Annotated in this window: 18 protein-coding genes; 1 reads left to right on the top strand and 17 read right to left on the bottom strand. The window is 56.1% G+C overall.

Annotated elements, in window-relative coordinates; genetic code table 11:
* The first annotated feature begins 370 nt into the window (after positions 1-370).
* A complete protein-coding gene (locus QZH36_RS00355; RefSeq protein WP_301729433.1) occupies positions 371-685 on the top strand; it encodes a hypothetical protein in 315 nt (104 codons plus the stop codon).
* A gap of 559 nt (positions 686-1,244) precedes the next feature.
* On the opposite strand, the gene flhE is transcribed toward QZH36_RS00355, so the two are convergent.
* The 17 genes from flhE to otsB form a co-directional block, all read right to left on the bottom strand.
* Positions 1,245-1,637, bottom strand: a complete 393-nt coding sequence (gene flhE, locus QZH36_RS00350; protein WP_301252233.1) for a flagellar protein FlhE — start codon at positions 1,635-1,637, stop codon at positions 1,245-1,247.
* Complete coding sequence (gene flhA, locus QZH36_RS00345; protein ID WP_253460668.1) at positions 1,637-3,718, bottom strand: flagellar biosynthesis protein FlhA; 2,082 nt, start codon at positions 3,716-3,718, stop codon at positions 1,637-1,639. The genes flhE and flhA overlap by 1 nt, the downstream gene beginning before the upstream one ends.
* Positions 3,718-4,863, bottom strand: coding sequence for a flagellar biosynthesis protein FlhB (gene flhB, locus QZH36_RS00340; RefSeq protein WP_253460665.1), 1,146 nt, complete (start codon positions 4,861-4,863; stop codon positions 3,718-3,720). The genes flhA and flhB overlap by 1 nt, the downstream gene beginning before the upstream one ends.
* Before the next feature lie 157 nt (positions 4,864-5,020).
* Positions 5,021-5,665: a protein phosphatase CheZ gene (gene cheZ / locus QZH36_RS00335; protein WP_125287937.1), complete on the bottom strand. Its 645-nt coding sequence runs from the start codon at positions 5,663-5,665 to the stop codon at positions 5,021-5,023.
* Positions 5,666-5,674: 9 nt separating this feature from the next.
* Positions 5,675-6,064, bottom strand: coding sequence for a chemotaxis response regulator CheY (gene cheY, locus QZH36_RS00330; RefSeq protein ID WP_034935773.1), 390 nt, complete (start codon positions 6,062-6,064; stop codon positions 5,675-5,677).
* Positions 6,065-6,105: 41 nt separating this feature from the next.
* Positions 6,106-7,155, bottom strand: coding sequence for a protein-glutamate methylesterase/protein-glutamine glutaminase (locus tag QZH36_RS00325; RefSeq protein WP_253460662.1), 1,050 nt, complete (start codon positions 7,153-7,155; stop codon positions 6,106-6,108).
* A complete protein-coding gene (gene cheR / locus QZH36_RS00320; RefSeq protein ID WP_301252236.1) occupies positions 7,155-8,021 on the bottom strand; it encodes a protein-glutamate O-methyltransferase CheR in 867 nt (288 codons plus the stop codon). Before cheR ends, QZH36_RS00325 begins: the two co-directional genes overlap by 1 nt.
* Before the next feature lie 332 nt (positions 8,022-8,353).
* The gene (locus QZH36_RS00315; RefSeq protein WP_253460655.1) at positions 8,354-10,012 is read right to left on the bottom strand and encodes a methyl-accepting chemotaxis protein; all 1,659 of its coding nucleotides are present in this window, start codon (positions 10,010-10,012) and stop codon (positions 8,354-8,356) included.
* Positions 10,013-10,327: 315 nt separating this feature from the next.
* Positions 10,328-11,989, bottom strand: a complete 1,662-nt coding sequence (locus QZH36_RS00310; RefSeq protein WP_301729432.1) for a methyl-accepting chemotaxis protein — start codon at positions 11,987-11,989, stop codon at positions 10,328-10,330.
* A gap of 208 nt (positions 11,990-12,197) precedes the next feature.
* Positions 12,198-12,695 (bottom strand): chemotaxis protein CheW, encoded by a 498-nt coding sequence (cheW, locus tag QZH36_RS00305; RefSeq protein WP_125287941.1) that lies wholly within the window; start codon positions 12,693-12,695, stop codon positions 12,198-12,200.
* Positions 12,696-12,719: 24 nt separating this feature from the next.
* Positions 12,720-14,705 (bottom strand): chemotaxis protein CheA, encoded by a 1,986-nt coding sequence (cheA, locus tag QZH36_RS00300; RefSeq protein WP_301252255.1) that lies wholly within the window; start codon positions 14,703-14,705, stop codon positions 12,720-12,722.
* 10 nt (positions 14,706-14,715) lie between these two features.
* Positions 14,716-15,741: a flagellar motor protein MotB gene (gene motB, locus QZH36_RS00295; protein WP_253460650.1), complete on the bottom strand. Its 1,026-nt coding sequence runs from the start codon at positions 15,739-15,741 to the stop codon at positions 14,716-14,718.
* Complete coding sequence (gene motA, locus QZH36_RS00290) at positions 15,738-16,616, bottom strand: flagellar motor stator protein MotA (protein WP_125287943.1); 879 nt, start codon at positions 16,614-16,616, stop codon at positions 15,738-15,740. Before motA ends, motB begins: the two co-directional genes overlap by 4 nt.
* 129 nt (positions 16,617-16,745) lie before the next feature.
* Positions 16,746-17,324, bottom strand: coding sequence for a flagellar transcriptional regulator FlhC (gene flhC / locus QZH36_RS00285; RefSeq protein WP_125287944.1), 579 nt, complete (start codon positions 17,322-17,324; stop codon positions 16,746-16,748).
* The gene (gene flhD / locus QZH36_RS00280) at positions 17,324-17,677 is read right to left on the bottom strand and encodes a flagellar transcriptional regulator FlhD (RefSeq protein WP_253460647.1); all 354 of its coding nucleotides are present in this window, start codon (positions 17,675-17,677) and stop codon (positions 17,324-17,326) included. Before flhD ends, flhC begins: the two co-directional genes overlap by 1 nt.
* 931 nt (positions 17,678-18,608) lie before the next feature.
* Positions 18,609-20,033, bottom strand: coding sequence for an alpha,alpha-trehalose-phosphate synthase (gene otsA, locus QZH36_RS00275; protein WP_253460644.1), 1,425 nt, complete (start codon positions 20,031-20,033; stop codon positions 18,609-18,611).
* The gene (gene otsB / locus QZH36_RS00270; protein WP_253460640.1) at positions 20,008-20,811 is read right to left on the bottom strand and encodes a trehalose-phosphatase; all 804 of its coding nucleotides are present in this window, start codon (positions 20,809-20,811) and stop codon (positions 20,008-20,010) included. The genes otsA and otsB overlap by 26 nt, the downstream gene beginning before the upstream one ends.
* Between the last annotated feature and the right edge of the window lie 165 nt (positions 20,812-20,976).

Raw genomic sequence — 20,976 nt, 5'->3', positions numbered from 1 at the left:
TAATACTGCCGAGCTACTTTCGTTTCCCACCTTCTGACCGCATTGTTATTTAATTATCGGAAGTTAAACAGGATTAATGCTGAGTTCTTTGCAGACAATAAATAGCCGTGCGATCTCACGCCCCTTGCTTGCGGCCTGCCTCACAAAAAAATAAGCAACACCTGTTTATTTTCATCTTATTTTACGAGCAGCTTTCCATAAATAAATAAAGGCACAATCCTTTGAAAGAAAACGATCTATGGAGTATTGACGGCGTAAAGAAAAAGCATAGAGTTGATGGGCGACGCCTGAAGCGAAGCAGAAATAGCGAAGCCCGCCAGTGGTGGAACACTGACGAGCCTCTGACCACAATGTTATGAGGACTAACATCATGGCTGTAAAACAGTGTACCCAAACTCGCCCTGAGTTTACAAATTTTTCCTCGCTACCTGCGGGAATGGACTTTATCGATCTGGCGGAATATAACGAGCGTCTGGTTGCCGCCTTAATGGAAACGGATAATGATATGGAGCGTCTTTCTCTTTATAAAAAAATGGCCGCCAGCCTTGAACAGCTGGCGACGACTTATGAAGAACCGGTGCCTGACGAGCGCCTTCCACAGCTAACGGCGTCGAATATTACGGCTTTTCATCCTGTCCTTTTATTGCGGAACCGGAAAGAGTCACCCAATATTGCCAGGCTTTAACCCGGCTATTAATTCACAACCTGATTGATGCGGAAGCCAGACTGACGCTCAACGATCTGCTGTTTGATCTGGTCAATTATCAGGTGGACGATCTGAAAGCCCCGCGCTATATGGAAACCTGGAACGGTTTAGTCCAGGTTCGCTAAATTCGCCGGGAAAGACAGGCCGCATTCAGTCCGCAGCGGTCTGTTCTTTTGCTTTTCTTCAGTGCCGCAGCGACCTTTGCAACCCATCGCCAATCCCGCCTTTGCAACCTATCGCCAATCTCACCGCCATTCTTACCGCCACGCCGCTGCCTGACCGCAGTAAGGGGCCGTGCGGATAAGCGGACCGTTTGGCGCAGGGACGCGCCAACCGAGCCTCCACGGATGGATTTACGGCGCGTCCGTGTTCCGCACCGTCCCTTGCTGCCTGCCACTTGACCCGCAGCGACTTCTGTAACCTGCCCCAAGTCACAGCGGCTTTTCTCCGGCTTCAGAACGCAAAAAAGGGGCGAATCGCTTCGCCCCTTTCTGCACTGCCTGCTTTTGCCCTGCACTGCCTGGCTTTGCCCGCCAGGCTACCGGTAATTCACCATCACTTCATTACTCAGCACGCGCAGCGTCTGCGGCAGCCGACCTTGTCCCTGCACGCCATAGACAAAGTGCAGCGTTTCTCCGGCATGAATATTGGTTAACCCTCGCGTCGCGCCGCTCGCGCCGTCAAGCGGCACGCAACGCCTTTCGGCACAAAGCCAGGCGGCAAAACCGGAAGGCATTGGGCCGGTCAGCTCATAGCGCCAGCTGATCTCCGTTATCGCGCCGGTCACCGTCTCCGACGCCTTCAGCGCGGGCGACGTTAACTGCATCCCGCGATTCAGCAATCCCGGCCCCGGCGCGGAGGCGTGCCAGGCGCCGCCGGCAGCCAACGCCAGCTGTGGCAGACAGCACAAAAACAGCAGCGCCTTTTTCATCAATGACCACCAATAGTCGACGTCATACGGATCTGACGATTATCGGTCAGCTCCAGGTTAGAAATCACCATCAGCTGCGGCAGGTTGCGACGCAGGAAGCGGGCCAGCAGCGCGCGCAGCGGATGGTTAACCAACAGCACCGGCGGCGCACCCAGCGACTCCTGATGCGCCAGCGCGCCCTGCGCCTGCGCCAGCAAACGATCCGCCAGGCCCGGCTCCAGACCGCCGCCGCCCTGCAACGCCTGCAACAGCAGACGTTCCAGCGTGGTATCCAGTCCGATAACCTGCACTTCGCCATTGCCCGGATACCACTGCTGGGTAATCGCCCGGCCCAGCGCCACACGCACTACGGAAGTCAGCTCGTGCGGATCGGTCTGCACGGTCGCGTGCTCTGCCAGCGTTTCAATAATGGTGCGCATATCGCGGATGGAAACGCGCTCCGACAGCAAATTCTGCAACACCTTATGCAGCGTGGTCAGCGTGATCACGCCAGGGATTAAATCTTCCGTCAGCTTCGGCATATCCTGGGTGACGCGATCCAGCAGCTGCTGCGCTTCCTGACGGCCAAACAGCTCGCTGGCGTACTGGCCAATCAAATGGTTCAGGTGCGTCGCGACTACGGTACTCGCTTCCACTACGGTATAACCCTGGATCTGCGCCTGCTCTTTCAGCGCGCTGTCGATCCAGATAGCGGCCAGACCAAAGGCTGGATCCACCGTCACTTCGCCCGGCAGCGTGCCTGCGGCGGTGCCGGGGTTGATCGCCATCCAGCGGCCCGGATAGGCGTCGCCGCTGCCGATTTCTACACCCTTCATCAGAATACGGTAGCGCGCTGGCGGCAGCTCCATATTGTCGCGGATATGCACCACCGGCGGCAGAAAGCCCATCTCCTGCGCGAATTTCTTACGAATGCTGCGGATACGACCCAGCAACTCGCCATCCTGCGTATTGTCCACCATGGGGATCAGTCGATAGCCGACTTCCATGCCCAGCGTGTCTTCCAGCTGCACATCGGTCCAGGACGCTTCTACATTCACCGGCGTTTCCGCGCTTTTCACCATGCTGCTCTGCGGCATGGCTTTCGGTTTGGTCTCCTGACCGCGCATATACCACGCAAGGCCCAGCAGCGCGGCGGTAAACAGCAGGAACACCAGGTTCGGCATTCCCGGGATCAGACCCAGTAAACCCAGCACGCCTGCGCTCAGCATCATCACGCGTGGATTTTTGAACAGCTGGGTAACCATCTGTTCGCCAACGTCCTGATCGGTCGCCACGCGGGTCACGATAACGCCGGCTGCGGTTGAGATAACCAGCGCCGGGATCTGAGCAACCAGACCGTCACCGATGGTCAGCAGCGTATAGGTTTCGCCTGCGTGCCCCATATCCATACCATGCTGCACCACGCCCACCAGCAGACCGCCGATAACGTTGATGACCATGATCATAATGCCTGCGACGGCGTCGCCGCGAACGAACTTACTCGCACCGTCCATTGACCCGTAGAAGTCCGCTTCCTGGGTGACTTCCGCACGGCGTTTTTTCGCTTCGTCTTCACCAATCAGGCCGGCGTTCAGGTCGGCGTCGATCGCCATCTGCTTACCGGGCATCCCGTCCAGCACAAAGCGCGCGCCCACTTCGGCGATACGGCCAGCACCCTTGGTGATAACCATAAAGTTGATGATAACGAGGATGATAAAGACCACGATACCGATGGCGAAGTTGCCGCCCACCAGAAAGTGCCCGAAGGCCTCAACCACCTGTCCGGCCGCCGCCGCGCCCGTATGCCCTTCCATCAGGATGATACGGGTTGAGGCGACGTTCAGCGCCAGGCGCAACAGGGTGGAGAAAAGCAGAATGGTCGGAAACGCAGCGAACTCCAGCGTTTTCTGGGTAAACATCGCTACCAGCAGCACCATTATCGACAGCGCGATATTAAAGGTGAACAGCAGATCGAGGATGAACGGCGGCAACGGCAGCACCATCATCGCCAGGATCATCATAATCAATACCGGCCCGGCCATAATCTGCCATTGGGTATCTTTCATATTCGGTAAGCGCAACAATGTGGCCAGATTCGCCATCAGTCTTTCTCTCCAGAGCCAAAGTCCAGCGCTTCCGGCACCGGTAAATTAGCAGGTTTTTTCGGGGCCAGGCCGCCTTCCAGCTTCCAGCGACGGAGCTGCCAGACCCAGGCCAACACTTCTGCAACAGCCGCATATAACGTACCGGGAATATGCTGACCAATTTCACTATGTCGATAGAGCGCGCGCGCCAGCGGCGGCGCCTCCAGGACAGGAATACGGTGTTCTTTACCTAATTCGCGAATACGCAGCGCCACTTCGCCTGCGCCTTTCGCCACCACTTTGGGCGCGCTCATTTTCCGTTCGTCATACTGCAAGGCGACGGAATAGTGCGTCGGGTTGGTCACGATAACGTCCGCTTTCGGTACATCCGCCATCATGCGTCGGCGGGCCGCCGCGCGCATCTGCTGACGAATACGCCCCTTAACGTGCGGATCGCCTTCCTGCTGTTTATATTCGTCACGGATTTCCTGGCGAGTCATGCGCAGCCCTTTGTAGTAGCTGTACAACTGCCAGAAAACGTCAAATCCCACCATCGGCGACAGGCCCAGCACCACCAGCACGCAGCACATGGCAATCATGTTCAGCGAGCTGGCCAGCGCGGTATAGGGCGATTCGCTGATCAGGCGCATCATTTCCGGCCAGTTATGGCTGACATACAGCCAGGTCACGCAGCCGACCAGCACCGCTTTCAGAATCGATTTCACCAGTTCCGTCGCGGTCTGCGCGGAGACCAGCTTGGCTAAGCCTTTAATTGGATTCATCTTGCCAACGTCGAACTTAATCGCTTTGCCGCTGATCAGCACGCCGCCCAGCAGCATCGGCGCGGCAATCGCTACCAGCACCAGCCCCGCCATCATCGGCAGCAGCGTATACACCGCCTGCACAAAAAGTCTGCCGATCAGGTGCAGCATCTGGCTGGTATCGCTGACCACCGAGTGGTTGAACACTAATCCCTGAGCCAGCAGCTGACCGATTTTGCGGGCCATGCTTTCGCCGCCCATCCACAAAATACCCAACCCCGCCACCAGCATCAGCACCGAGGTCAGCTCGCGCGAGCGCGGAACCTGCCCTTCTTCTCGTGCTTTTTCAAGTCGGTGGGGGGTTGCGGATTCGGTCTTTTCCTCTTCGCTGTCACCAGACACAGGCTATCCTCAGGGAATTTCTGGAGTACGGAATGAATGCGGTTAGGATGCCAAAAAGGCGCAGGGATGATGCCGCGAGTAAACGCGTAAAAAGGGGGTTATTCAGGTAATAGCAAAAAAGGGCCGATAAGGATCGGCCCTGAGCGGAAGGACAAGCTTAAAACCCGAGGCTGTCGAGCAGGTCGTCGACCTGATCCTGGTTAGCCACCACGCCGGGCGCTTCACCGTTAATCTGCGGGCCGTTTTTCAGGCTGTCCGCATCTTTCTTCGGACGGGCAGGCTGTTCCGGCATGTTTTCCAACAGCACCATCAACAGCTGACGCTCGATTTCCTGGATCACATCCATCATGCGCTTGATGACCTGACCGGTCAGATCCTGGAAATCCTGCGCCATCATGATTTCCATCAGCTGCGCGTTGGTGAAGCTCGTATGCTGCGGCACCGATTCCAGATAACCACGGGTATCCGAAACCAGCGAGCGGGCATCTGCCAGTTCGATAGGATTCTCAAACCACTCATCCCAACGGCCTTTCAGCGCTTTAGCTCCATTCTCCATCTCTGTCTGACGTGGCTGCGCGGCTTCCACACAGTTCAGCGCGCGTTCAGCCGCCTGAGCGGTCATTTGCACTACGTAGTCCAGGCGATCGCGGGCGTCGGGAATGGCTTCCGCCGCTTCAGCAATGGCCTGATCCAGTCCCAGCTCACGCAGGCTGTCGCGCAGCATCCGCGTCAACGAACCAATTCGGGAGATAATGTCGTTCGCGGAAGCCGCGTCGACACTTGGTTTCGGAAGTTCGCTCATCTCGGCTCCTTACATACCCAGCTTTTCGAAGATCTTGCCTAACTTCTCTTCAAGGGTCGCTGCGGTAAAAGGTTTAACGACATAGCCGCTGGCACCCGCCTGAGCAGCCGCAATAATGTTCTCTTTTTTGGCTTCGGCCGTGACCATCAGCACCGGCAGCTTGCCGAGCGTGCCGTCTGCACGAATGGTTTGCAGCAGCTGCAGACCGTCCATGTTTGGCATGTTCCAGTCAGAAATCACGAAGTCAAAGCCGCCGGCACGCAGCTTAGCCAGCGCGTCAACGCCGTCTTCTGCTTCTTCAACGTTATTGAAGCCGAGCTCTTTCAGCAGGTTACGGACGATACGACGCATCGTGTTGAAATCGTCGACCACCAGAAACCGCATATTTTTGTCAGCCATAATTACTCCTGTTTGTGTAGCCCCGCGGGACGGGCGCTGCGTTAGATACGTAATGCCTGTCCGGCGCTAATTTTTGCCAGCATGTGCTGGCTGATTTGGTGGAGATCCACCACTTCACTGGCGCCCCCGAGCGCAATTGCTTCGCGGGGCATACCAAATACGACACAGCTCGCTTCGTTCTGGGCGATGGTCCACGCGCCTGCTTTGTTCATAGTCAGCAGGCCTGCGGCACCGTCGTTGCCCATTCCGGTCAGGATCACGCCAACGGCGTTGCGACCGGCATACTGCGCGACTGATTTAAATAACACGTCTACCGAAGGCTTATGCCGATTGACCGGCGGGCCGTCGTGCAGTTTCACCTGATAGTTTGCGCCGCTGCGTGCCAGCTCCATGTGCATCGCGCCCGGCGCGATATAGGCATGGCCCGGCAGCACGCGCTCGCCGTCTTCTGCCTCTTTTACCGTGATCTGACACAGCTTGTTCAGCCGTTCGGCAAAAGAGCGGGTAAAACCTGGCGGCATATGCTGCGTAATCATCAGCGCCGGACTGGTGGCCGGCAGCGGCTGCAACACATGCCTGATCGCTTCCGTACCGCCCGTAGAGGCGCCGATTGCGATCAGCTTTTCACTGCTCAGCATTGGCCCGGCTTTCAGCATCACCGGCGCTGGCTGCGACCGACGCACGTGCAGCTTCGCCCTTGAAGCGGCGCGCACCTTATCGGCAATCATCTGGCTGTAGGCCAGCATGCCTTCGCGGATACCCAACGACGGCTTGGTGACAAAATCCACCGCGCCCAGCTCCAGCGCGCGCAGCGTCACTTCGGAACCCTGGCCGGTCAGCGAAGAGACCATCACCACCGGCATCGGCCGCAGGCGCATCAGCTTTTCCAGAAAATCCAGTCCGTCCATGCGCGGCATTTCCACGTCCAGCGTCAGCACGTCGGGATTGAATTCTTTAATTAAATCGCGAGCCACCAACGGATCGGGCGCCGTCGCCACCATCTCCATGTCCGAATGACTGTTAATAATCTCCGTCATCAACTGACGCATCAGCGAAGAGTCATCAACACATAACACTTTGATTTTGCCCATTATCTTTCCTTAGTCAGCCCGTAAACCGTCTGGCCTCGCAGGTAAAACTCTTTGCTGATCTGGCTGAAGTTTTCAGAGTGTCCGGCAAAAAGAATGCCGCCAGGTTTCAGCATCGGGACAAAACGCCGCAGGATCTTTTCCTGCGTCTCTTTGTCGAAATAGATCATTACGTTGCGGCAAAAAATCGCGTCGAACGGGCCGGGAACGGCCCACTCGTTGCCCAGCAGGTTGAGCTGGGAAAATGTAATGGTGTTAGCCAGTTCAGGCCGAACGCGCACCATGCCAGCGTGCGGGCCGGTACCGCGAAAGAAGAAGCGTTGCAGCTGCTGAGGCGACAGCGTGCGCAGCTCTTCCTGGCGATAGACGCCCGACAGCGCTTTTTCCAGCACCTGGGTATCGATATCGCTGGCGTGAACCTGGAACTTGCCTGCGCCTAACGTTTCCGCCAGCGTCATGGCGATGGAGTAAGGCTCCTCGCCCGTCGACGCCGCCGCGCACCAGACGTTGAAACTGCCGCCGCGCCGCTTAGCGTGATCGGCCAGAATCGGAAAGTGATGCGCCTCGCGAAAGAACGCCGTCAGGTTAGTGGTCAGCGAGTTGATAAAGGCCTGCCACTCTGCACTGCCGGAATCACTCTCCAGCAGCGCCAGGTAACGACCAAAATCGTCGATGCCTAACGTCCGTAACCGGCGCACCAGGCGGTTATAAACCATCTCGCGCTTATGGTCGGCGAGAACAATGCCGGCCCGCTGATAAATAAGCTGGCTGATGCGCTTAAAGTGCGCATCGGATAACGGCAGGCGCTGTACCATCTGTGACAACAGCGTTGCGTTCTCCGGCGGTGCTACCAACGTCGATTTTTTCATCCAGATCCACCCTGCAAAGTACAGATTAAGGGGTTAAAACAGTGTGTTCCCTGTGGGTCAGTATCCGAGGCGGTTTGCCTTCTCCTGAACCAACCCGAGCGTGCCTGGGCTGCTGCCGCTTCCACTACCAGCGCGGCGTTCTGTTGCTCTGCTTTGCATCGTCCGGTGGCTATGACACTGGCTAACTACAAATTCAGATTGCTTAACTGTTTATCGGCAGCAATTCGATCTTCCTGAGGCCAAATTGCGTTAAAGCCTTATTTTTTACTGCCTGCCGTCTTAATAACCAGCCTCGCGCCGCCCTCCACAGACGGCGGCGCGGGGTTCAGGGATTAGAACGTTTCCCAGTTATCGTTGGAAACCGGGGCGGCCTGCGCTTTCTTCGGCGCGGCGGCAACGGCCATCGGCTTGCTGGTAGCCTGCACGACGCTGTCCTTACGAATGCGGAACACGGCGACGGCCTGGGTCAGACGGCTGGCCTGCACTTCCAGCGCGGCGGCGGCGGCGGCAGATTCCTCAACCAGCGAGGCGTTCTGCTGCGTCACGCGATCCATCTCGGTTACGGCGATGCCGACCTGATCGATACCGCGACTCTGCTCGCCCGATGCGGAAGCGATTTCGCCCATGATGTCGGTTACGCGGGTAACGGCGTTCACAATATCCGCCATCGTTTCACCCGCGCTTTCCACCAGCTGCGATCCGGTATCGACACGCGCCACGGAATCTTCAATCAGACCTTTGATTTCTTTGGCGGCCTGCGCGCTGCGCTGCGCCAGGTTACGGACTTCACCGGCCACGACCGCAAAGCCACGGCCCTGCTCACCGGCACGCGCTGCCTCTACCGCGGCGTTCAGCGCCAGGATATTGGTCTGGAAAGCGATGCCGTCGATCACGCTGGTAATATCGGCGATTTTCTTCGAGCTGCCCGCGATGTCACTCATGGTTTTCACCACGCCGTCCACCACCTTGCCGCCCTTCTGCGCCGTTTCCGACGCGCTCAGCGCCAGCTGCGAAGCCTGACGGGCGTTCTCGGCGTTCTGCTTCACGGTAGCGGTCAGCTGCTCCATGCTCGCGGCGGTTTCTTCCAGCGAGGCGGCCTGCTGCTCGGTACGCGAAGAGAGATCGTTGTTGCCCGCAGAAATTTCGCTTGCGCCGGTATAGATAGCGTCGGAGCCGTCGCGCACGTCGCTGACGGTACGCACCAGCGACTGCTGCATATCGCGCAGGCTTTCCGCCAGCAGAGTCATTTCGCTACGGCCTTCCACTTCGATGGTCTGCGTCAGGTCGCCGCTGGCGATGTGACGAATGTGCTCGATATTGCTGTTCAGCGGCAGCAGCAGCAGTTTACGGATGCCGCTCCACGCCAGCGCGATGACCGCAGCGGAAACCAGCAGCACGCCCAGCAGCAGCCAGATAGTCTGGTGGTAAGCGTCTTCATTGGTTTTAATACCCTGCGCCGTCAGCTGATTAACCACTTCCAGCCAGTGGTTATAAGCCTGCTGGAACTGTTCCTGATAGCTTTGGGTCGGCTGCGCGACGAAGTCGTCAAAACGGCCGGTTTCCATCATCACAATCAGCTCGGAAAGCGCGGTGTGGAACTGCTTGTAGTTAGCCAGCAGCGTCTGCACGTCCTCCGCTTTTTTCCCGTCTTCGGTCAGCGTGGCGTTGAACACCGCCAGGGATTTATCGGCAGCGGCCAGGTCGGCCTTTGCCTGCGTCATCAGATCGGTGGCAGAGGTGCCCGCGCCCGATTTGCTGACATCCTGCAGGTAACGAATACCGGCGCGGTTCAGCGTGTTGCGTGCCTGCACCAGCGACACCCATGAGTTGCCCATGGACTGTTGCAGGATGCGCATCTGCTGACTTAATTCAAAATTCTGTTTGTCGCTGTGCACGGCTTTGAAGAACAAACCGCCGGTCCCCAGCTGCAATACAGCAAACAACACCAGCACGCTCACCAGGCCGGTCACTACTTTTATACTCTTGAACATAACTACCTCAGTTGGGGGCTATTTGTTTTAGTTATCGGCAGACGCGGGGGGATCTTTATTGAGCTGTAGGGCGCTTTCCGGAAAGCACTACAGGGCTGTGCCGATGTGTCTGGTTCATGCAGAACGGCTGGTTAATTGTTTTGGAAAACCTCTGCCAGGCACGATTTCCTGCCGGTATCGGCAGCCAGAAAGGTGGCTTGTGGCGACGGCTTCCTTCTACCCGCCTCGCGACGGCTAAAAAGAAGCCCGCTCGGGCACGGTGCCGGAGCGGGCTGATTAACATGCTGTTAAGGATTAAGCGCTTGTGCTCTTTACTTAAAACGTTTCCCAGTTGCCTTCTTCAGCGCCTGGCGCGGCGGCTTTACGCAGCGCGGGCTTCAGCGTACGCGGCGCAGGTGCAGCGGCACGAGCGGCCTGTTCTTTGCGTACGCGGAACACGGCAACGGCCTGAGTCAGACGGCTGGCCTGATCTTCCAGCGCTGCGGCGGCCGTGGCGGACTCTTCCACCAGCGAGGCGTTCTGCTGCGTCACGCGATCCATCTCGGTTACGGCGGTGCCAACCTGGTCGATACCGCGGCTCTGCTCGTCGGAAGCAGAGGCGATTTCACCCATGATGTCGGTCACGCGGGTAACGGCGTTGACGATATCGTTCATGGTTTCACCGGCGGTGCCCACCAGGACGGAACCGCTGTCCACGCGCGCCACGGAATCTTCAATCAGACCTTTGATTTCTTTGGCGGCCTGCGCGCTGCGCTGCGCCAGGTTACGGACTTCACCGGCCACGACCGCAAAGCCACGGCCCTGTTCGCCGGCACGCGCTGCCTCTACCGCGGCGTTCAGCGCCAGAATATTGGTCTGGAAGGCGATGCCGTCGATCACGCTGGTAATATCGGCGATCTTCTTCGAGCTGCCCGCGATGTCGCTCATGGTTTTCACCACGCCGTCCACCACCTTGCCGCCCTTCTGCGCCGTTTCCGACGCGCTCAGCGCCAGCTGCGAAGCCTGACGGGCGTTTTCGGCGTTCTGCTTCACGGTAGCGGTCAGCTGCTCCATGCTCGCGGCGGTTTCTTCCAGCGAGGCGGCCTGCTGCTCGGTACGGGCAGAAAGATCGTTGTTGCCCGCCGCGATTTCGCTTGCGCCGGTATAGATAGCGTCAGAGCCGTCGCGCACGTCGCTGACGGTACGCACCAGCGCCTGCTGCATCTCTTTCAGGCTGTTGGCCAGCTGCGCCATTTCGTTACGGCCTTCCACTTCAATCGTGTGGGTCAGGTCGCCGCCGGCGATATGGCTGATGTGCGCGATATTTTCCTGCAGCGGCTTGATCAGCACGGAACGCAGACCGACCCAGCACAGCGCGATCAGCGCGACAACCAGCGCCATGACCGTGCCAATCACCCACAGCATATTGGTGTAGGCGCTTTCGTTATCCGCCACGCCTTTCGTGGTCAGCACGTTCTGCGCGTTACGCCAGGCCTGGTAGGCATCCTGCATATCGTTCTGCTTCTGCTCGATATTCATCTTGAACATCTCGGCCAGCTGCCTGTTTTCCATCAGCGTCACCATCTGGCCCAGCGCTTTGGAATAGGTTTCGTAATTTTTTTCTAACGCTTCGGTGATCAGCGGATCCATCCCTTTGGTATTGGGAATGCCCTGGTAGCGCGCATAAGATTTATCAGCATCAGCCAGCAGCGATTTGCTCTGGTTGCTGATATCGGTCAGCGAGGCGCTGTTAATGCTGTTGGCCGTTTCGCTTTGCAGGCGCAACATGCCGCGGTTAATGCTAATACGGGTCTGATTTAGCGCAACCCAGGCGTCAGTAAAAGCGGCGACGTTCTCACTGGAGTTCTGAGCAATAGAAAAGTTAGTTTTATCGCTGGTCAGCGCGTTAATAAATAATCCGCCCGCCAACAATTGGAGTGAGCCGAATACCAGCAGCACTAACAGCAGGCTGGTGACGACCTTAATGCGTTTAAACATAGGGTACCCTTGGTAGAAGTAAAATGAATCAACACCGAATATATCGGCGTAAATTAATGGAACTTTATGTGCGCCCGAAACAGATTTACTGAAGTGATACTTTAATAACTAAATTAATTATCCAGCCGCAAGACTTTATTCAAACCATAAAAAACACCCTGCCAGCATAATACCAACAGGGTGCCTGATACTTTATTTAAGGCGGCAATTACGCGCTGCGCAGCGTATCCATCAGCGCCATCTCTTCGCTGTTCAACAGCTTCTCGATGTCGACCAAAATCAGCATGCGTTCGCCCAGCGCGCCCAGGCCGGTCAGGTATTCGGTCGACATGGTGACCGCAAACTCTGGCGAAGGACGGATCTGATCGGTGGTCAGCGACAGCACGTCGGACACGCCGTCAACCACGATACCAACCACGCGCTGCTCAAGATTCAGTACGATCACCACGGTATTATCGTTATAAACCACATCCGGCTGCGCGAATTTAATACGCAGGTCGATAATAGGCACGATAACGCCGCGCAAATTAGTGACGCCTTTAATAAAAGCAGGCGTGTTGGCGATGCGGGTTACCTGATCGTAACCACGGATCTCCTGCACTTTCAAAATATCAATGCCGTATTCTTCGTCACCCAGCGTAAATACCAGGAACTCCTGGCCTACGGTTTCGCCAGCGAGTTTAGTGACAGTTGCCATTCCAGTCATAGTTCTACCCTTAATCGGTTAAAGTCAGGCTGCGGCTCCCGCCACACGCTTTTCACGGTTGAGAGACTGCAGAGCCGACACGTCGACAATCAGCGCCACGCTGCCATCACCCAGGATGGTCGCTGCCGAAATGCCCGGTACTTTGCGATAGTTGCTTTCAAGGTTTTTGACCACCACCTGGTGCTGGCCAATCAGCTGGTCCACCAGCAGCGCATAGCGTTTGCCCGCGCTTTGCAGGATCACCACGATGCCCTGAGTCGCCTCGGTTTTCGCGCCCTGCACATCAAAGACATTCCACAGCTCAACCAGCGGCAGGTATTCGCCACGGACTTCCAGCACGCGCTCGCCACCGGCCAGCGGGTGCAGATCGTCAGCCAGCGGCTGCAGAGATTCCATTACCGCGTTCAGCGGCAGAATAAAGACTTCGTCAGCGACGCGAACGGACATGCCGTCCAGGATCGCCAGCGTCAGCGGCAGCAGGATACGAATGGTCGTGCCCTTGCCCTGCTTAGAAGCAATTTCTACGTGGCCGCCCATCTCCTGGATGTTACGTTTCACCACGTCCATGCCCACGCCACGCCCGGAGACGTCGGTAACCTGCTCGGCGGTGGAGAAGCCCGGCGCGAAAATCAACATGCCTACTTCTTCATCGCTCATCGCGTCGCTCACCGGCAGGCCGGAAGAAAGCGCTTTCGCCAGGATACGTTCGCGGTTCAGACCGGCGCCGTCATCGATCACTTCGATACAGATATTGCCGCCCTGGTGCTCTGCAGAGAGCGTCAGGTTGCCGACGCCCGATTTCCCGGCCGCCACGCGTTTTTCCGGCGATTCGATGCCGTGATCCAGACTGTTACGCACCAGGTGCGTTAACGGGTCGATAATGCGTTCGATCAGGCTCTTGTCCAGCTCGGTGGAGCTGCCCAACAGCGTCAGTTCAACTTCTTTACCCAGCTTGCTGGCCAGATCGCGCACCAGGCGTGGGAAGCGGCTGAAGACATATTCCATCGGCATCATACGGATGGACATCACCGATTCCTGCAGGTCACGGGCGTTACGCTCCAGCTGGCCCATGCTGTTCAGCAGGTCGCCATGCGCTACCGGATCCAGCTCGTTGGAACGCTGGGCCAGCATGGACTGCGTGATCACCAGTTCGCCGACCAGGTTAATCAGCTGATCGACCTTTTCAACCGCTACGCGGATGCTGGTGGATTCGCTGGCTTTGGCCGCCGCCGGTTTTTTGGCCGCTTCACGTTTGGCCGGAGCCGCCGCTTCCGCTACCGCAACGGGCTGAGGAGCTGGCGCAGGCGCTTCTTCCACGGCAGCCGGCGCGGTTTCTGTCACGGCAGGAGCCGACGAAGCATCCAGGAATTTGATCTGCGATTCTTCAATCACAAAGCAAAGCACGGCGACGATATCGTCCTGACCGACCGAGGAATCCAGCGTGACCTCTACCGAGGTTTCGCCTTTGATCACGTCGGAGACGGTGCCCAGATTGCCCAGCTCTTCCAGCATCAGCGGGATTTCAGTGGGTTTCAGGTTCACCAGCGCCATCCGCAGGCCGGCCGGAGCCGGAGCAGCGGCAGACGCGGCCGGCGCCGCTACGGCTACGGGCGCGCTTTCGCCTTTGGCTTCCAGCGCCAGCTGACGCAGCGCCTGACAGATATATTCAAAGGTTGCAGCGTCCGGCTCGGTCGCGGTTTTATAGGCATCCAGCTGTTCCTGCATAATATCTTTGGTTTCCAAAAACAGGTTGATGATAGGCGTGCTTAGCTGCATTTCGCCGCGTCGCGCACCGTCAAGAATGTTCTCCAGGATGTGCGTGGTTTCCTGTAATACAGTAAAACCAAAGGTGCCCGCGCCGCCTTTAATGGAGTGGGCCGCACGGAAAATAGCGTTAAGCTGCTCCGCATCCGGTTCCTGCGGGTCTAACCCCAACAGGTGTTGTTCCATGTCGGCTAACAGTTCGTCAGCCTCATCGAAAAACGTCTGATAAAAATCGCTGATATCCATGCTCACGGTATCACCTCTGCTGTGAGTCGCGATCGGTCTGGGCCGCTGGCACAGGCGATGCTGGTGTTAAAGTTGGTGCTGCCTGTTCGCCTGGCGGCTCGGCCGGGTTTGGTTTTTTTGCGGCATCGCCCGGAACGGACGGTGCCACGATTTGCTGTAATGCTGCCGGCTCGCTGTCGCTGATCTGTACCGCGTCGCTTTCCGAGTTCTCTTTCTCAATCTGCGCTTCGGTGTCATGGTTCAGCACCAGCAGGCTGATACGGCGGTTGACGGCGGCGTCGCCGCCACGGTTCTTCAGCTTCATGGTGTCGGCCATGCCCACCACGCGCAGCATTTTGTCGCTGGCCAGCCCGCCGATAATCAGCTCCCGCCGCGAGGCGTTGGCCCGGTCGGCCGACAGTTCCCAGTTGCTGTAGCCGCGCAGGCCGTTAGCGTACTGAATATCGTCCGTATGGCCTGCCAGGCTGATCCTGTTCGGAATATCGTTCAGGATCGGCGCAATGGCCCGCAGGATATCGCGCATATAAGGCTCGACGTCCGCGCTGCCGGTTTTAAACATCGGTCGATTCTGGCTGTCGATAATCTGAATACGCAGGCCCTCTTCCACCATGTTGATAATCAGGTGCGGGCGCAGCGCCTTCAGACGCGGATCGGCTTCAATCAGCTGATCCAGCTTTTCGCGCAGACGGTTTAAGCGGATATCGTCCAGCTTGCGTTTCTCCGCGTCCATATCGATAACCTTGTGCACTTCGCCTTTCTGCTGGCTGGGATCCATACCGCCGCCAGGAATAACGCTGGTGCTTTCGCTGGTTTTGGTGCCGCCGGTGATAGCCACCCGCAGCGGCGTCTTAAAGTAATCGGCAATCCCCGCTAATTCCTGAGGCTTGGCGATCGCAATCAGCCACATCACCATGAAAAAGGCCATCATCGCGGTCATAAAGTCGGCATAGGCAATCTTCCAGGAGCCGTGGCCGCCCGCGTGCGCGGAATGCTTTTTCTTCTTAACCAGGATAATCGGGTGATTGTCGTTCTTCATGCGTCCTGACCTTTCGCCGGCGATTTCGCGTTACGAACGTGCTCTTCCAGCTCAGAGAAGGATGGCCGCTCGGTGGAGTACAGCGTTTTACGGCCAAACTCAACGGCGATCTGCGGCGCATAGCCATTCAGGCTGGAAAGCAGCGTGACCTTGATACACTGCATCATCTTGGTGGTTTCAGCACATTTCTGACGCAGCAGTCCGGCCAGCGGGGAAATAAACCCGTACGCCAGCAAAATACCCAGGAAGGTACCGACCATCGCGTGAGCGATCAGCTCGCCCAACTCGGCTGGCGGACGATCTGCCGACGCCAGGGTGTGCACCACGCCCATCACCGCCGCCACGATACCAAACGCGGGTAAAGAGTCGCCTACCGTACCGATAGCCGTAGCCGGTACGTCACATTCGTGTTCGTAGGTTTCAATCTCTTCATCCATCAGGGCTTCGATTTCAAATGCGTTCATATTGCCGCTCACCATCAGTCGCAGATAATCGGTGATAAAGTCCACCAGTCTTTTATCGGCAAGGATGCGCGGGTAATTAGCAAAAATTTCACTTTCCTGCGGACTTTCAATATCGGCTTCCAGCGAGAGCATCCCCTGCTGGCGCGATTTGGCCATCAGGCGATAAAGTAACGCCATCAGATCCATATAAACCGCTTTATTGTATTTCGAGCCTTTCATCAGCAGCGGCATCGCTTTTAACGTTGCTTTAATTGCCTTGCCGTTATTGCCCGCTAAAAATGCGCCAATGCCCGCTCCGCCGATAATTAACAGCTCGGAAGGTTGATAAAGCGCGCCCAGATGTCCGCCTACCATTGCGTAGCCGCCCAACACCGACCCGAGAACCAGGATATACCCCAAAATAACTAACACAATAAATCCTTACGTCTGGCGACGTGTGGGTTAAAGATGAACCGGATTAGGTCAGGTTTATTCCGTCGCGTGGGCAAAAAAAAAGCAGCGGTATTTAACCGCTGCTGGATTCACTCCACGTGGCGAACATTAAACGGCAAGTTTTACCTGTTCATCCAGCAGTTGTGAAATGTTATCGGCAGGTTCTGCGATAAGTTTACGTCTTTTTACCGCACGAGAAGGCGGCTGGCACAGGCTGCAAACAAAGCTGCCGACCGGCTGGTGCGCGTGGTTAATAAAGCTTCCGCCGCAGCATTTGCAGTCGGAAAGCTCCAGCATGCCGCTCTCAACAAACCGGACTAAGGTCCAGGCGCGGGTGAGCGCCAACAGCGGGCCTTCGTCCTGTTGCGGGCATTGCTCCAGGTAGAGACGGTAGGCTTTAATCACCGCGTCCACACCGGTGCTCAAACCGCTTTTGAGTAAAAACTGCCAGGCGTTACAGAACATAGAAGAGTGAATGTTCTGTTCCCAGGTCATAAACCAGTCGGTAGAAAAAGGCAGCATGCCTTTTGGCGGCGGGCTGCCGCGCAGTTCTTTATAAAGTTTAATTAAGCGGCCGCGGCTTAGCTGCGTTTCGCTTTCTAACATTTGCAGGCGAGCGCCTAAAGTAATTAATTCAATCGCCAGCTGAATATCACGCGCTTCCTGAACAATACTTTTTTCACTCATTAACTCGCCCTCTTTTTCGGCAGTTCGTCATTTTTAGCTGATGCATTACGCAATAAACGGCTGGATAACAAAATGCCGGTGTGGATTTGCTGCAAATCATCCACGCGAGATTCCTGAGTTAAGCGATTAATCGTTACGTGATCGGTAAAGCGAAACTGGCATATCAGCTGATTTGTCTCGGCCAGCTTCACCATTTCTGGCAGCGTTAAGTGAGCGAGCGCATCGGCCATCTGCTCATCAATGCCCAGACGAAACATTGCTGAGGCTTTTTCCTGATTAATAAGGCGTTGAGCAAGTAATAAATAAGACAAGTTGATATCGTAAATATTTTTTAGTAATTCTGATGTACCCATTTTTATCCGTCCTGACTGACACGACTTAAACGTTGGCGGATTGCGCCGCTACCTTTGTTGCTGCTGGTAAATCTTATTGTGGCAAAAAATTAAGTGGCAAAAGCCAAACGTTCGCGAAGCTCCAGGCGGCCCTGAAAGCGGCCTGCAGAAAGTAGTCATTAACTCATTTTGCCGGTTACTGCTCCCTTGTTTTCGTCCGCTTCCCTGACGTTCTCCCTGACTGAAAGTTGCTCTGGTTTAGGACTATTCCGAAAACAACGCAACTTTATCTGCTCTAATTTCCGGATACAACGGAGGCCAGCTAAAATTTTAGATAAAGTGTGATCCAGATCACACTTTTGGGGGTAATTTGACAAAATTATCCTTCAGAAACGCTGTTGATTAGTTCACTAACTAAGCAAATTTGGACTTTTTTGTTAAATTTTAACCCTACGCGATCATTTACCGATGAAAATGGTTCCTTTTACGTCGATTGAATGGAGGAATGATGTGTTTACGCGCACAACTGGATGTAAAAACGCATAAAAGACAAATATGCAGAGGAATATGCTGATTTTTGTATGTTAAGCATGTGTAAATCGTAATCACCAAAGGTAACTATCGACAGGGGCAATGATGCGTGCAGAGTAAGATATTGCAGGTTTACGACAGGAAGTGTTTAGGGAGTGTAAGCCGCGTCAGCCCTGTGTTTAGCGGGTGCCAGCGGATGTAACCAGGGGTAACATTAGCAACGCGAATGTTTGTGCCAAAAATTTAACCTCAGGCAGTAGGTATCGGCACGCGCCTTGTTTTCTTTAGTAAAAAGTGATTTTTTTCCTTTTTTTTCTTTCCGGTGGTCCTTTTAAGGCACTTTTTTGAGCAATACGGACTTAAAAAATTAAAAAAAAAGGGCGACCCACGGTCGCCCCTAAATTAACTGGCATGACTTATGCTAGACGGAGAGCGTCGCCGCTTTATCCGCCCCGCCCTGTGCCTGGCTACGTACCGGCAATGCCTGGAGATCTTTCAGATAGGATTTGCGCCAGTGCGTAATATCGTTCTTACGCAGCACGTCCATCATGTCGTTGTAGCGTGAGATACGCTCGTCCAGCGGCATGGTTAACGCCTGGTTCAGCGCGGCAGCCACTTCATCACGATCGTAAGGGTTAACGATAAGCGCGGAGGTCAGCTCGTTGGCCGCCCCGGCAAAGCGTGACAGCACCAGTACGCCAGGATCTTCCGGATTCTGCGCGGCCACATACTCTTTTGCCACCAGGTTCATCCCGTCACGCAGCGGCGTCACCAGACCAATATCGGTCAGGCGGAAGATTTTCATCAGCAGGCGGCGATCGAAATGCTGGTTCAGGTAGTAAAGCGGCGTCCAGCCCAGCGTGCCGTATTTACCGTTAATGCGGCCTGCTTCCGTTTCCAGCTGATGACGAATATCCTGATAGGCCTGCACGTCGCCGCGCGAGGTTGGCGCAATTTGCGAATAGCGGATTTTCCCACGATGCTCGGGGAAGTTTTCCAGCAGCGCTTCATAGGCAAGGAAACGCTCCGGCAGCCCTTTCGAGTAGTCCAGGCGCTCACAGGCAATAATGTTTTTGGCGTCGCCGAGGTCGCGTTTCATCGCGGCCATCTTCGGCGGCAGCGGCCCTTCAGCCATCTCTTTAATGCTGTCCGGCTCGATGCCTATTGGATACACCTCGGTAGAGAACTGATTACCGAACGCCACGTGCGTTTTGCCGTTGGTCTGCACATTGGTCAGTAGCGCCAGTGACTCCAGGAACGCCATACGGTCGCTCTCTGTCTGGAAGCCCAGCAGATCGTAATCGCACATCATCTCCAGCAGCTCATTGTGCGGCGGCAGCGCGTTGAAGATTTCCGGCGTCGGGAAAGGAATATGCAGGAAGAAGCCGATGCGGTTTTTCACGCCCAGCTTGCGCAATGCGGCGGCGAACGGCAGCAGATGATAATCGTGGATCCACAGCACGTCGTCCGGCTCAATCAGCGGCAGCAGGCGTTTCGCCAGCATGGTGTTGACGTGACAGTAGCCATCCCAGGCCTCGCGCTGGAAGTTTACCAGGTCAAGGCGGTAGTGGAAGGCTGGCCAGACGACCGCATTGGAAAATTGCAGGTAATAAAGGTCGTAATCGTTTTGATTAAGGCCAAAAGAAGCGTAGGTGACGTTATCTTTTTCAAACAGATCCATCTCCTTGTCTTCTTCGCCGATCTCGTTGATTTCCCCATTCCAACCAAACCACAGGCCGCCGGTGGTTTTCAGCGCATCCATAATGCCAACGGTCAGTCCGCCCGCGCTGGTTTTTGACCCATCCGGTACGGCGATGCGGTTAGATACGACTACTAAGCGACTCATAACCTTGACTCCTTAATGACTTATCGTCTTGATCTAGTTTTAATAATGTTTGCTCAAGCCAGTGATAAACGGCCTCGACGTCAGCCAGGCGATAGCCCGCTTTTGTCTCACCTTCACCTACCTTGATTGCGATGCCGTCCAGGGCATTGACCGCTTCAAAACCTGCCTCATCGGTCAAATCATCACCTAAAAATACCGGCGTTCTGCCGGCAAAAGGGGCCTGCTGCATAAAATCGGCAATGGCGGCACCTTTACTGACGCCTTTCGGCTTTAGCTCCACCACGCATTTGCCTGGCTGTAGCGCCAGCTCGGGAAAGCGTTGGGTCATCGTTTCCGCCAGCGTCAGGATAGCCTGCTGATAGTGCGGTGCGCGGCGGTAGTGCAGCGCAAATGCCATGCCCTTCGTTTCCAGCTGCGTATCCGGCATCTTCGCCACGGCTTCGCTCAGCAGCGACGTCAATGAGGCAGAGACGTCGTCCGGCAGGGAAAGCCGCTCGGTATGCCCGGCTGCATCGCGACGCTCCGCGCCGTGCACGCCGGCCAGCGGAAAGCGCAAAGGCGCCACCAGCGCATCCAGCTCGCGCGTCGGACGGCCGGAAACCAGCGCCAGCGCGCCGTCGCTCAGTTCGGCCAGGCGGGAAAGCGCGGCTTTGGCCGCAGCAGGGATAAAAACCTCTTCCGGGCGTGACTGGATAGCGGCCAGCGTGCCGTCCACATCAAAGAAAAAAGCGTAACGTCCTTCAGGCACTAAAGGGGGTACGGATTCCAGCGTATTCACAAATATTCCTCCTGATTATGTGTGCCACGGCGCTACGTCGGCCCAATGTCTGGACTGACGTTGGCGGAAACAGACGTCAGGTCTGCTTTGCCCACAACGCACGAGGAAAAAATTTTTGTCAGCGGATGTGGCGGAGCGAGAAAGAGGATGCGTTAGAGAGGGTAT

Origin of the sequence: Erwinia wuhanensis (assembly GCF_030484085.1) — a bacterium.
Taxonomy (GTDB): Bacteria; Pseudomonadota; Gammaproteobacteria; order Enterobacterales; family Enterobacteriaceae; genus Erwinia; species Erwinia aeris.
Note: the sequence above shows the minus strand (reverse complement) of the source record. Positions and strands in the feature narration are given on the sequence as shown.